This is a genomic window from Agitococcus lubricus (assembly GCF_003051055.1).
Lineage (GTDB): Bacteria > Pseudomonadota > Gammaproteobacteria > Pseudomonadales > Moraxellaceae > Agitococcus > Agitococcus lubricus.
This window is the reverse complement of sequence record NZ_QAON01000001.1, coordinates 271,427-286,134: the sequence shown is the minus strand read 5'-3', so window position 1 is coordinate 286,134 and position 14,708 is coordinate 271,427. Positions and strand designations below refer to the sequence as shown.

Sequence of the window (14,708 nt, the reverse complement as noted above, 5' to 3'; positions counted from 1 at the left end):
TAAGTCTTAGGCCGCATGGCCAAGCACACAATAGTGGTGTATGAGTTGTTTTAACCACAATAATAACGGGGAAATGTTGCTTATGGGTAAATATTCATTGGGTTGATGAGCGGTTTCTATACTGCCTGCGCCCAAAATGACCGTATCCATGCCTAATTGACGAAAATAAGGCGCTTCTGTGCCAAAAGCGACCGAGCCTGCCTCACTTTGGGTTAAGCGCTCAACCATTTTGACGAAGGGAGAGTTAGCAGGGGTTTCCGCAGGGGGAGTTCCTTCAAAAATGGGTTCATAGTCAATTTGAATGTGTTGTTGTAGCGCAATGCGTTTAAGGCGTTGGCCAATTTGTTGACGAATATCGTCCATATTCATGTCAGGCAATGGCCGCAAATCAAATTGTAATTCGCATTGGCCACAAATACGATTAGGGTTATCGCCACCATGAATACAACCTAGATTTAGGGTAGGGTAGGGGATAGTAAATGCAGGATGATGGTATTTTTGTTGCATTTCCGCCCGAAACGCCATTAATTCACCCATCACTAAAGTCATGGCGTCTAGCGCATTATTGCCTAAGCTGGGGTCACTCGAATGACCACTATGCCCCATAATCGTGACCCGCTCCATCATCACGCCTTTATGTAAACGAATGGGTTTAAGGCTGGTGGGTTCCCCAATCACGGCAAAGCGGGCTTTGGGTTTACCCGCTTCAACTAAGGCTTTTGCGCCTGCCATCGACGATTCTTCATCGCATGTGGCAATAATAATGAGAGGCGCTTGCAGCTTACTCTTACTAAAGGCCTGTGCCGCATTAAAGGCAGCAGGAAAAAAGCCTTTCATGTCGGCAATGCCTAAGCCATATAATTTCCCATGACGTTCACTGACCTTAAACGGGTCGCTTGTCCACAATTGAGCATCACAAGGCACCGTATCGGTATGGCCTGCGAGCACTAAACCGCCCGAACCACTGCCTAAGGTGGCAATTAAATTGGCTTTACCTGCACTAATCGGCATAATTTCACAGCTAAAACCGATGTGACTAAACCACGTGGCCAATAATTCAATGACAGCCAAATTACCTTGGTCTATTTTAGGGTCCGTGCAAGACACGCTAGGCAGCGCAACGAGTTGCTGTAATTGCTGTAAAAAATGTTTATCAATCATAATATTTAGTGTAGCGTAGCTTTTAAGACAGCATACGACGAAAATAGCTGTTCTAGAAGAGTTAATCGTTTGAAAACGTAATGCTTGTTTACATATTTTTGATGATTCAAACACCATAATAAGGCTTTTCAAACTATAAATAGCCGTTAATATTGCCGATAAAACGTGATGAATTTCTCTTATCGTTAAAAAAATACCTTTTATCTTAAGGGCTAGTGTTTGTGATGGCATTCACAATAAAAATTGATAATATGTAAATGTATGTAATGATCTATGACAAGTCTGTGAATAATTCATCATGTAGTGTAGACAGCCATCAATTGTCAATAATCTTAGAGTATGCTTAAGATTCGTTCGGCTAGATTCCAGATGATGAATAACGGTGACTGGCCATATCAAAAAGGTCTATGAGGGTGTGACAGTGTCAAATCGTAAAATCCTGCAAGTGTTTTTGTTGTGTGTGTGCTCTGTGTTTGCGGCAGTCGGTTGGGCAGCTCCAAACGATAAAAAAGAAGCCGTACAAATCAATTTAGAGTTGTTCAAAGTAGTTGTGGGTAAAGACGGTAAAGAAAGCCTCGTCGATAGTAAACAAACTAAACCAGGCGAAATCGTTGAATACCGAGCAACCTACAAAAACGTCAGTAAAGCCAACGTTAAAAAGCTCGTTGCTAAATTGCCCGTACCTGAAGGTATGGAATATGTGTCTAAGACAGCTAAACCAGCCAATGCTGAAGCAACTATCGATAATACCAATTTTGCACCCATCCCCCTGTTAGGTGCTGATAAAAAAGAAATTCCTGTCAAAGAGTATAAAGCTGTGCGCTGGCATGTGGCAGAGTTAGCGGCAGATAAATCTTTTGTTGTTAGTGTGCGTATGAAAGTCAGCCAAGAATAACAAAAGATTCCGTTTTTGAGGTTTCAAGCTCGTACTTCGGTATGAGTTTAAGGACTTTTGCTCTTGTGATGAGAGCAAAACTTACAGGTACAGAATGCGCCGTTTTTGTACCGCAAGTACGAGAGTCGTTTGAAGCTCGTGCATGGAGCTGGACGCTCACATTTAAGGGTAAGGATACGCGTGAGCGACGCCAGTTTTTTAAGGGCTGGCAAGGCGAAAAACTTACACAACCTAGCATAAACAGAGGTTCTTCATTATGCGTAATCAAGAGAAACTTCGTCAAAAGGCTCGCCCAAGCACGAGCGCTATTTGGCGTTTTAATGGCGTAGCAGCAGCCGTTGCTATCGCTTTAGGTGGTTTGGCAGCAGTTCCTGGTCAAGCGTTTGCCGCAGCACCTAATGCTGGCACAACGATTGGTAACATTGCATCTGCGGACTATACCGACGCAACAGCAACCCCACGTACGGCCACATCCAACCAAGTTAATACCAGCGTTCGTCAAATCGCTACGTTTAGCTTAGTTGCAGACAACAATTTATATGTGACGCCAGGTGGTCAAGTGGTATTCCCACATACCTTAACCAATACAGGTAACGGTACAGACTCCTTTGTTATTTCTGCGGCTAACGTCGGTGGTGATAACTTTGAATACAACAGTGTCGCGATTTATGCCGATACTGACGGTGACGGTCAACCAGATAACACTACCGATATTAACGGTACAACCATTACTTTAGCACGTAACGGTGTCTATAACTTTGTTGTCGTTGCTATTGCACCAAATACGATTGTTAATGGTGACATTGGTAGAGTAGACGTTACTGCTGATTCCCAATTGTATGACAACCAAGTTATTCATGGTCCATTGGGTAACGTAGACCCAGCCGATGAAGTGAATAATGACTCTGCCACAGTCACTGCGGATGCGATTATCAGTGTCACTAAAGCGGCTGACGTGATTATTGGCCCAACAGGTACGGTTGTTGAGTATACCTTGACCTACCGTAACACCGGTAACAACACAGCGACTGGCGTGACCATCGAAGACGTGATGCCAGATCCGTTCCCAGCCAGCCCAACCGCAGGTATGGACTACCAAGCTGGTACAGGTTTGTGGAGTGGTTCAAGTGCCTTCCTAACGGATGCTGATGATGTGGGTGTAGACCCAGTCGGTATTAGCTATAAATATGACAGCATACTCAACAAAGTTGTTGCAGTGATTGATTCTGTTGCACCAAACGTAACCGGTACAATTAAGTTCAAAGTACAAGTGGGTTCGACAACACCACCAGGCTTCTTAACCAACGTTGCACAGTATAGCTATGATGCCAACGGTGCAGGTGCAGGCGGCAGCGTAGGTCCAGTCAATACCAACAACCAAAACTTCCAAGTATTACAAACTGTGGCGGTAGCAGCTAACGACTCTACTGTTAGCTCGGCAGCAGGTGGTATCGATGACATCAGCGATGCGTTTGATGCAACAGGTACACCTATCAGCGGTGCCAACCCAGCTAACCCAGGTGATACTGTTTCGTTTAACAACGAAATCTGGAACAACGGTAACGGTGACGACACCTTCAACATTACCTTGTCTGGTAGCACGTTCCCAGCGGGTACTACCTTCCAACTCTATAAGAGCGATGGTTTAACCCCATTAGTCAGCACCGACACAGACTCTACACCAGATACAGGCCCATTGGCAGCAGGTGAGCGTTATACTGTTGTCGTGAAAGCAACCTTGCCTGCCAACGTACCTGTTGGTACTGTAGGTCCATTCACTGTCACCAAAACAGCAACCTCTACCACTAACGGTACGTCCGATACAGTAACAGACCGTTTAAGTGATTTTGTAGGCGCAACAGTTGACTTGACCAACGATCAACCCGCAAATACAGGTAGCGATAATCCAACTGACGACGGTGACTTAGCATTGGGTGAAGGTCCAGGTACTAACACTGCCTTAACAACGGTTGCGGTTAACCCAGGTGCCAGCGCTAACTTTACATTATATGTGAAGAACACTTCTAACATCGTTGACAACTATGCTTTAGACGCTGCAGGCAATAGTACATTTACGACTGCATTACCTGCAGGTTGGACAGTAGTATTCCACTCTGGTACGTGTACAGGCCCAATTGTTGCCAATACAGGTAACATTGCTGCGGGCGCAAGCGCTCAGTTCTGTGCGGTAGTTACTGCGCCAGCAAGTGCTGCTCCAGGGACAACAAACGTATTCTTACGTTCTTCTTCTGCTGTGACTGGCGCTAGCGACTACAAAGTGGATGCGGTCACTGTCAATACGATTCGTGATATTGCCATCACTGCAAGCGGCTCTAACCAAGTAGCACCTAACGGTACTGTAACTTATAGCCACATTGTCACTAACTTAGGTAACGTGACTGAAGGTACAAATGTTGGTGATATCTTATTGAATGTCACAGGTAATACCTTTACAACCGTATTGTATTTAGATATCAACAACAACGGTACTTTAGACCCAGCTGACCCAGTTATCACTAACACAGGTGCAGGTGAGTTCTCTGTATTGAGTGGTACAACAAGCGGTTATACAGGTACAGGTGCAAACGTTTCTGGTTTAGCTCCAGGTGAATCCATCCGTATCTTCGCTCAAGTGACTGGCCCAGCAGGTGCAACCGATGGTCAACAAGACGTTGCTACAGTGACTGTGACTTCTACAGGTGATGGTAACACAGCTAACAACAGCAACACCGACACCACAACAGTACGTTTTGGTCAAGTACGTTTAGACAAAGTACAAGGCTTAGATGCAAACTGTGACGGTGATGTTGCTGATGCAGGCGATTTAGCTTACACAGCCGCTAACTTAGCAGCCAAACCAGGTGAATGTATTGTTTACCAAATTACGGCCACTAACGAAGGTTCACAACCTGTCACTGGCGTGTTTGTATACGACTCCACACCAACCTACACCAAGTTAAATGTTGGTTTAGCCCCAGCAACCACTAAAGGCACATTTAACAATGCTGCTAGCTTAGTGAATAACTATACAGGTTCTATGACTGTGGATGTTGGCACCTTAATTGGTGGTGAAACTGCGGTCATCACCTTCGGTGTGAAAGTAGATGACTAAGCCTTAAGTTGTCTCTAAACGGAACTTAGGCACGGATGCCTACCAAAAAACTAAAAGAGTCAGTATTGCTGACTCTTTTAGCCTACACATTAATTATAAATTCTTAATGAAAAGGCAACATCGTGCGTTTAAAGTCCCACTCTCAACCAAACTTATTATTGAGCTTCATGCTGTTAGTATGTTTGGCATGGATTGGTGTTGGCCATGCGGCCATGCCACCAGCGGGAGTTAGTATTATTAACATCGCCACAGGCGAGTTTTATGACCAAGACGGCGATAATAAAAACGTAGCCTCTAATCCTGTTAATGTGATTATTAGAACGGTATATGCTGCACAGTTAACACCTGCAAATGATTTAGTGGTTAACCCTGCAGATAAGGCTTATTGGCCACATCAACTTATTAATACGGGTAATGATACCGATAGTTATAAATTAAGTATTAAAGATTCAGCCTTAGATAGTGGTGTGTTAGACGGCCTCACAATCATCCATGACATCAATGGTGATGGGGTTTATCAAGCAAATATAGATGTAATCTACGATATCAATAAACCGATTACCTTAAAGCCTCAAGAAGGTTTTAATTTCTTCGTACAAGGTTTAATTCCTCAAAGTATCAACATTGGTGATTTTTTTAAGATTGACTTAAGTGCGGTTAGTATCAATGAGCCTGCCTTAGTGCTAACGCGTGTTGACCGCGCTGATACGGTTGGCCCGCAATTGGTTTTACATAAAAATGTTGATAAAAAAATCATCAATCTGAGTTCTACCGACACAAATAACACCTTATTAACCTACACCTTAGATATTTCCAATACAGGCAAAGCAACAGCTATGCCGATGACGGTCAGTATTGATGGCAAAAATCTCAGCAAGGTGGTTGTTGAAGACCCCCTACCGAGTGTCGTTCAATTCAAAACGGTGGATTACAGCGGTACGGGACAATTATTGTATCGTCACATTAATGATGGCGAAAAAGTCTACCGTCTATTTGATAAAGCGAATCCACCGCTCACCAGTACAATTAAATCGCTGGCGATTGCCTATGATGACTGGGCGGTTGGCAAAAAAGACCAACTCTTTATTTATGCCAATGCGACCAGCAAACAATTAGGCTCGACATTTGATAATCAGTTTTTTGCCTACTATAGTTTTGGTAGCCAAAACAAAGAAGTCTTCTCTAATATTGTACAGACGCAAATTATTGGCAATGCATCTACCTTATCCAGTGCTGACCCCAAATTAGTCGAGCCTTCAGAATTAGTATCTTGGTTACATCTGTTGACTAACGCAGGTACACAGCCCGATGACTATAGTTTTAATTTGAGTAATGTGGCAGGTGATAGTGGCGACTTATCGGGCTTGCAACTCATCCTGAAAGGGGAGGGCGGAGCACCAGACGTTATTTTGGCAATTGGCCAAAAAATTCGTTTAGAAGCGGGTGAGCGCCGAACTCTAGAAGTACGTGGTATCGTGCCCAATGCCGTTAAACCCAATGATGCGTTTAATGTTAATCTAGCCATTGTGCCCTTAAGTGGTGTGCCACCTATTTTGTCAGTGACCGATGTGGCCAATACGCGCTTTCCTAATTTACGTCTAATCAAATCAGTAGATAAAAGTGCAGTCGATTTAAGTGTTGCTAATACGAATAAAAATTTACTGACCTATACGTTATCTATTGCGAATACAGGCAATGCCAATGCAGGCGCGACGGCGCTAATAATAGATGGGGTGTCAGTCAATAAAGTCTTTATTGAAGATAAATTGTCTAGCCAACTGTTGATTAGCCAACTAGTTTATAGTGGTACTGGCCAAGTGCTGTATCATGAGCGTGGTACGGCTGCGAATAGCTATAAAACCTATAACAGTGCAACACCACCAGACTTTTCTAAGGTGGACGCGATTGGATTAGCATGGCCAAGTTTTGCCATAGGTCAACAAGATAGTTTAGTAGTGCGTGCACGTACGCAAGCACCGATGTCTACGATTGTGAGTAACCAATTCAGTGCGAGTTACAGTTACGGTGCAAGTAGCTTCAGCACAACATCAAATTTAGTCGATACCCGTATTGACGACAAAGTCTTTACACTAACGGCAGCAGACCTTTTATATAGAGAGCCTGGTACGGTAGCAACATGGACACATGTGCTCACCAATACAGGCACCTTAGCCGATACTTATAGCTTTAGTGTCAGCGATGCAGACGGCGATAGTGGTATCTTAAGTAATATCCAATTCATCAGAAAAACAGCGGGTGGAGAGGTTATATTAGTGGCTGGACAAAAAATTGTATTGCAGCCTAACGAAAGTGTCACTTTATTAGTAAAAGGCACACTGCCTACTAATATCAATCCCAATGACTTTTTTCATGTTAATCTCGTTGCTACATCCTCAAGTGAGGTGTTAGCTCCAGAAGCACGTCTAGACCGTGTGATTAGTGTGCGCCCTGTCGTTGAGTTATTAAAAGAAGTTAATACCAATCTGATTACCTTTAGTGACACAGTTCAAGAGACTATTCTTTCTTACACCTTACATGCACACAATATTGGTGATGCAGTATTGCAGCCTACACCGATTACTTTAGATGGCAAAGCCACCGAAAAAGTACTATTTACTGACGTGTTACCTGCGAATGCGCTGTTAATTAATGACCGTGAAGGTGGTACTAAAAAAGCGATTGAGTACACAGGGTCAGGCACTATTCTGTATCATTTAATCACAGACCCTGCGGATGTTTATCATACCTATAGTCTGACTGCACCGATGCAAAATCCTGCGCCCGCAGAGATGGATGCTATTTTATTAGCACACGACCAGTTTCCTCTGGGTATGCAAGATAAAGTGGTACTTAATTTTAAAGTAGTCAGCAATGCCGTGGGTGCCACAATTAGCAACAAATTTACGGCAAACTATATTTATGGTGCTCAAGAAAGAGAATCTAGTTCTAATCAGGTGAATACCGTTGTCAAAGGTTTTGCGTCTATTAAACCTAAAGACGAATATTACAACCAGTTAATTGCCCGTATTGCCTTAAATGCAAACTTGCATGTAGAGGCATCGGTTGCTCAGTGTAATTTACGTCCTACGCTTAAAGATAAAGTGTTGTTAAGCATTGCATCTACCCGCAGTAATGATATTGAACAAATTGTGGCTGAAGAAACTGACATCAATTCGGGCGTATTTCGTTTTCATGACAGCAACTTAAACCCCATGAATGCGTTGCCTACACGGGATATGTTTACCTTTACCCCACAATCAGGTAACTACATCATGGAAACCACCAAACATGATAAGTTGATTGCAACGATTATGTGGTGTTTGGATGATAATGAACAAAAACGTGATAACGGCGATGTTTGGGGTGAAGATGGTAAGCGGGTATCTGACGATGTCTTAGTTGACCCCTTTGGTATTGTCTTTGACAGTGTCACCAATCAACCGATTAAAAATGCCATCGTACAATTAGTGCGTGAAGATGGTGCACAAGTAGAAATTTTTGATGATGCAGGTCGTCAATGTGTGCCTGCCTCTAAACGGCATCCTCAAGCCGACCCGAGCTGTACCGAAATTATTACCACCGATGACACAGGTTCGTTCCGTTATCCCTTAGTGCCACCGACCCGTTATAAGTTATTGATTACACCACCTGCGGGGTATACCTTCCCTAGTGTGGTACCAATGAACGAGTTAATCAGCAAGTTCCATCGTGAAATTAAAGCCGATGGGTCTTATGGTTTTTCATTTGCGGTCACCCCCGAAGCGGGTCCTGTAGAAATTGATATTCCTTTAGACCCGCCAGCCGTTTTTTCGTCGACACTGTTCGTCCAAAAAACAGTAGCTAATTCAAAAACTACTGTTGAAGTCGGTGACTTTATTGACTACAAAATTCTTGTGCGTAACGCGTCAACGACAACCGATGCCCAGAAAGTCATTGTGACAGACAAATTACCACAAGGCTTTAGTTATGTCGTGGGTAGTGCAAAAATAGCCAAAGTGGCGAGTGAGCCTACAGGGGGACGTGGGCCAACCTTAGTGTTTACAGTGGGGGATTTGCCAAAAGATAAACAGGTGGAAATTACTTATCGTGCGCAAGTCGCCGCAAGTGCCTTACGGGGTGATGCCATTAACCGCGCAAAAGCCAGCGAAAATATTGTCGGTGGGATTTATTCAAACGAGGCGATTGCGCAAGTGACCGTGTTGCCTGGTGTATTTAGTACCGAAGCCTTTGTCACAGGTAAGGTGTATACCGACTGTAATCGTAACGGTGTACAAGACCCCGAAGAAATTGGCGTGCCTCAAGTGCGTCTGATTTTAGAAGATGGTTCGTATGTCATTACCGATATTGAAGGTAAGTACAATTTTTATGGCTTACGCCCAATTACTCATGTCTTAAAGCTGGACCGTACAACATTGCCTGACGATGTAGAATTAATTGAGCAAAGTGTACGTAACGCAGGCGACCCAGCCAGCGTGTTTATTGACCTTAAAGCCAGTCAATTACATCGGGCTGATTTTGCCATCACAACGGATAATGCCACGTGTTCAGGGCCAGCGATGACCGAAATCTATCGTCGTCGGAATCAGGGTGACAATGCCATCGGTGAAATGGAGCGGGCATTAAAAGCTGATTTACAGTTTGAAACCAGTAATCCTACCGATGTACGTGCTTTACCTGCCACTGGCTGTATCAATAGCACAGGTAATGACTGTGGGGTACAGGGTAAAGCTAAACTACCCACGTTAAGTTCGGCGGCTACTAACAAAGATGACGATATTATTCGTGTGGTCACACAAAAAACGAATAAATCCTTAGAAGACTATCTACAGCAAGAAGATAGTAACAAACTGGCTATTATTAACTTACAAGACCAACAAGTATTATCGTATGCACAAACCAATATCTTAATGAAAGGGACATTGGGTGCACGCTTTGAATTGCTATTAAATGATGAGCCAATTTCTGACAATTTAATTGGTACTAAATTAGCCTTAGCCGAAAAGCGTTTAGAAGCACGTGAATATATTGGTATTGATTTGAAAGCAGGTAAAAACCGTTTATCACTGAAGCAGTTTGACCCACTAGGCAATGTGCGTGGCACAACGATTATCGAGGTCATTGCACCAGATAATTTGGCTATTATCAAAGTAGAACCAGAACAAAAAATTGTTGAAGCCAATGGCCGTAATGAAGTGCTCGTTCACGTTAAACTTAACGATAAACAAGATATTCCTGTAACGACGCGTACACCTGTCACTTTAGAAACGAATATGGGGCGATTTAGAGCCATAGATTTAGATGACAAAACACCTGGTACACAGATTTTTGTTGAAGGTGGTCAGTTTACGGTGAAATTGGTATCGCCCTTAGAAGCAGGTGAAGCCACGGTGCGTGTGCGTAGTGGTCAATTAAAAACAGATGCTAATGTCCGTTTTGTCCCTGAACTAAGACCAATGGTTGCCACAGGTATTATTGAAGGCATGGTGTCATTTAAGAATTTTGATACCGCTAAAGTCAGTGCTGCTAATGCCAGAGACGGTTTTGAAGAAGAGCTGCAAAGTTTAGCCAGTAGTAACGATGGTCAATTAAATGCCAATGGCCGCGCAGCGTTCTACTTGAAAGGTAAAGTCAAAGGGGAATACTTATTAACCTTAGCCTATGATTCCGACAAAGACGATAAACAACGTTTATTCCGTGATATTCGTCCAGATGACTATTACCCTGTCTATGGTGATTCGGCTGTCAGAGGTTTTGACGCTCAGTCAACCAGTAAATTATATGTACGTCTTGATAAAGGTCGTTCGTATGCCTTATTTGGTGACTATAACACCCGTATTGACGGCACGGAGGCATTAAACTTAGGTCAATATAGTCGCTCTTTGACGGGTGCACGTGCGCATTATGAAACGGACTCGTTCAAAGCGAATACCTTTATTGCGCAAACTAAAGCCAAACAAGTCGTCGAAGAGATTCGTGCACAGGGGGTATCTGGCCCTTACAACGTACCTAATGTAGATGGTCTCTTAGTTAACAGCGAAAAAGTGGAAATTATTTTACGTGACCGTAACAACCCAGGTTTAATTATTGCGACCGAACAATTGAGTCGTTTTACCGATTATGAGTTTGAGCCACTGTCTGGCAACTTGTATTTCAAAGCACCTATTGCCAGTTTAGATGCAAACTTAAACCCCTATTTTATTCGTGTGACCTTAGAAGTGCAGGACGATGCTGCGCCCGATTATTGGGTTGGTGGTGTACAAGCCGAGAAAAAAATCACCGATAAATTGTCTGTGGGTGCGGCAGTTGTGCAAGAAGATGTGCCTGACGACACCTATCGTTTAGGCAGTGTTAACAGCATGATTCGTCTGAATAGCAATACAAAAATTATTGCGGAAGTCGCACAGTCAGACCGTGAAGGTGTGGAAGGTTTAGCGAAACGCGTAGAGTTTAACCACGAAAAAGGCCGTACGAATCTGCGTGTATATTATGGCGAAAGTGATAAAAACTTCGAAAATTCAGCCGCATTACTCAGCAGTGGTCGTTCAGAGAGCGGTGCCAAACTGCAACTCGCGTTAGAAGACTGGGGCACTCTGCGTACTGAGATTATCCGTACGGCTGATGATAATACAGGTGGTGTACGTCAAGGGATTCAAAGTAGTTTAGAGCGTAGCGTGAATAAATACCTTGCCCTTGAGGTCGGTGGTCGTTATTACGAGGAAACCTTATCACCTGCCTCAACCAGTAGTTATGGGGCAACACCGTATGAAGGTATTACCGCACATACCAAACTAAAATTACAGTTACCACAGTTTGATGGCGCAAGTGCCTACCTTGAGTATGAACAAGATATTGATGAGGCAAATCGTAAGCTGATGGCTTTAGGCGGAGACTACCGTATTGGTAAACAAGGTCGCTTATATGCACGTCACGAGTTCTTATCGAGCTTGTCGGGTAATTTTGGTTTGAATGACCAACAACAACGTAATAGTACCGTCTTTGGTTTTGAAAGTGACTATATGAAAGATGGCCGCGTATTTAGCGAATACCGTGTGCGCGATGCCATTTCTGCGCGTGATGCCGAAGCAGCCGTTGGTTTACGTAATCGTTGGTATATTGCTAAAGACATTCGCATCAACACGAATTTAGAGCGTATTACCACCTTGGAAGGTGATGATAATACCGATGCCACAGCCGTGGGTTTAGGTTTAGATTATTTAGCTAATCCATTGTGGAAAGCCACTGGCAAGATAGATTTACGTTGGTCTGCGCAGGCAGATACCATTCTCAATACATTAGGACTGGCTTATAAGTTGTCACGTGACTGGACGCTACTAGCGCGTAATACGATTAACTTTACGGACAATCATATCAATGGTGACCGTTTACAAGACCGCTTCCAGCTCGGTGCTGCCTATCGTCAAGTCGATACCAACCGTTGGGATGCACTAACCAAAGTGGAATATAAGGTTGAGCAAGACGACAACACAAGTAATCCGATTGACCGACATGCGTATATTTTCTCAACACACGCCAACTATCATCCTGTACGTCGTTGGACGTTTGCGGGTAATTATGCAGGTAAGTGGGTAACAGATACCTTGGATGATTTAGAGTCACGTTCAGATACCCACATGGTAGGCTTGCGCGCCATACATGATATTACTGAGCGCTGGGAAGCCAGTGCCCAAGGCGGTTGGTTGGGTGGTGACACAGGTGGCAAACGTTATGTACTGGGTGTGGAAACAGGTTATTTAATTACTGCAAATTTATGGTTGTCGGGTGGTTATAACTTTATGAGTTATCAGGATGACGATGTGGTGGGTAGTGAGTTCACCGTCGATGGCGTTTATATGCGTATACGCTTTAAGTTTGATGAAGATTTATTCCGTTCTGACAGACCCTCGATTAATAAAACATTGGAGCCTCAACATGTTGGCCCATAAAATGAAAGTTTCGTTACTAGCATTAGCCGTCAGTGTATGTCGTATCGCTCATGCAGAGGATATGACAGTGGTTGCTGCATCCCCTGCACCAACGGTATTGGATAGCCAGCAACAACAACGGATTAGTGACCAAGTGATTGGCCGTGATTTGCAAGCCATGAAAGGCTTACAAGACCGTATTGCTAAATTAAATAATAACGGCGTAGGGGCAGAAAATTATTATTTGGTCAAAGCACAGGCATGGTTAGATTTTGCCATGCACGAGTATTACGAAAATGACCGTAGCTTAGTGATTGAGCATGCCTTAGAGCAGTCCGCGGGCTTGATAGCAGAAATGGAGGCGGCTAATAATAATATCACGCTAGATACGCCTATCATTCCTGAATCACAGCGCCTACGTGAAGACTTATGGATTATTGCAGCTCAACTTAAACAGCATCAGGGCTTCTCTTGTGCGGCTGCCCCACTGGCAGAAATGGAAGTGCGTTTAGTTTGGGCGGGTCACGAAAATAAAGAGATGGGATGGCGTCATGCGCGTGAACATTTTGCGGCCGCTGAGCGTTTGGCTAAGCAAGCAAAAAAATTAGCGGATAATTGTTTCTGCCCGCCAGAAGCAGAGAAACCTTGCCCATTAACACAACCGCCCGTAGAGCAACCACCCGTAATTGCAGTTACGCCATCGGATAAACCGTTTGCTCAGAAAGTGATTGTGCCAGATGCAGGGCCTACGCCGCTAGATTTAGTCAATGTGCCACGTAATGTGCATTTTGGTTTAGATAAATCGAATATCAATGAAAAAGGGACGATTATTCTCGACCGTGTTGCCGAAATCTTAAAAGCCTATCCAAGAATGACCATTGTCTTGGTTGGTCATACCGACTCCCGTGCTAGTAAGGCGTATAACTTGGCATTGTCTGAGCGTCGTGCGAAGTCGGTACTCAAATACTTGAATGAGAAAGGGATTGCGAAAGAGCGTATGACATATCAAGCGGTAGGTTTTGATAATCTCAAAACAGCCGAAGATGAGTTAATGGGACATGCACTCAGTCGTCGTGTTGAAATTGCCTACATAGGCGAGAATATTCAATCCTATGACCAAACAGGTGATATTGTCGTTGAAGAGGCACGTAAAAAAGCTGAAGCAAAAGCAGCCGCTAGAGCGATGAAAAAATCTAAAGCAGCTACCTCGAGTAAAGCAAAATCCAGTAAAAAAGGAAAAAAAGCTAAATAAACCCTGTCCATACAGAAAACCATAGTTACTGTATTGACCGTTCACCCTGAGCTTGTCGCCAATGGTTCGACAGGCTCACCATGAATGGGAGAATTTACTAGGGTCTGTTGACGTTTTGCGTGTGAGCCGCGTTGCTGATAAAAATTGACTCAGGCAAGGCACAAAACGCAGCGAATAGTTATTCTATTGGTAAGTTTTGTCACGCAGAATGAGTCAATTTTTAACGCAACCCAAAGGGAAAGGGCTATTTTTTGAGGCTACTTCGTTGCTCATCGCTTATTTGGAATAACCAAACTACGCGCTTCACGCCTCGTATCCTCTAAAAAATAGTCTCTTTCGCAACCACAATCAAAACGTCAACAGCCC

The 14,708-nt window shown here is 43.7% G+C and carries 5 protein-coding genes; 4 read left to right on the top strand and 1 reads right to left on the bottom strand.

Annotated features, from left to right (window positions below):
- Positions 1 to 6: 6 nt before the first annotated feature.
- Entirely contained in the window at positions 7 to 1,161 is a 1,155-nt protein-coding gene (gene argE, locus C8N29_RS01150) for an acetylornithine deacetylase (protein WP_107864183.1), read from the bottom strand.
- Between the two features lie 421 nt (positions 1,162 to 1,582).
- Here argE and C8N29_RS01145 point away from each other — a divergent pair, with 421 nt between their 5' ends.
- The 4 genes from C8N29_RS01145 to C8N29_RS01130 all read left to right on the top strand — a co-directional run bounded on the left by C8N29_RS01145 (position 1,583) and on the right by C8N29_RS01130 (position 14,342).
- Entirely contained in the window at positions 1,583 to 2,056 is a 474-nt protein-coding gene (locus C8N29_RS01145) for a DUF11 domain-containing protein (RefSeq protein WP_170106842.1), read from the top strand.
- Between the two features lie 256 nt (positions 2,057 to 2,312).
- Positions 2,313 to 5,168, top strand: coding sequence for a beta strand repeat-containing protein (locus C8N29_RS01140; protein WP_107864181.1), 2,856 nt, complete (start codon positions 2,313 to 2,315; stop codon positions 5,166 to 5,168).
- A gap of 167 nt (positions 5,169 to 5,335) precedes the next feature.
- Positions 5,336 to 13,111: an SdrD B-like domain-containing protein gene (locus tag C8N29_RS01135; RefSeq protein ID WP_107864180.1), complete on the top strand. Its 7,776-nt coding sequence runs from the start codon at positions 5,336 to 5,338 to the stop codon at positions 13,109 to 13,111.
- Positions 13,098 to 14,342 carry an OmpA family protein gene (locus C8N29_RS01130; protein WP_170106827.1) on the top strand — a complete coding sequence of 415 codons (1,245 nt, stop codon included), beginning with the start codon at positions 13,098 to 13,100 and terminating at the stop codon, positions 14,340 to 14,342. Before C8N29_RS01135 ends, C8N29_RS01130 begins: the two co-directional genes overlap by 14 nt.
- Positions 14,343 to 14,708 lie beyond the last annotated feature (366 nt).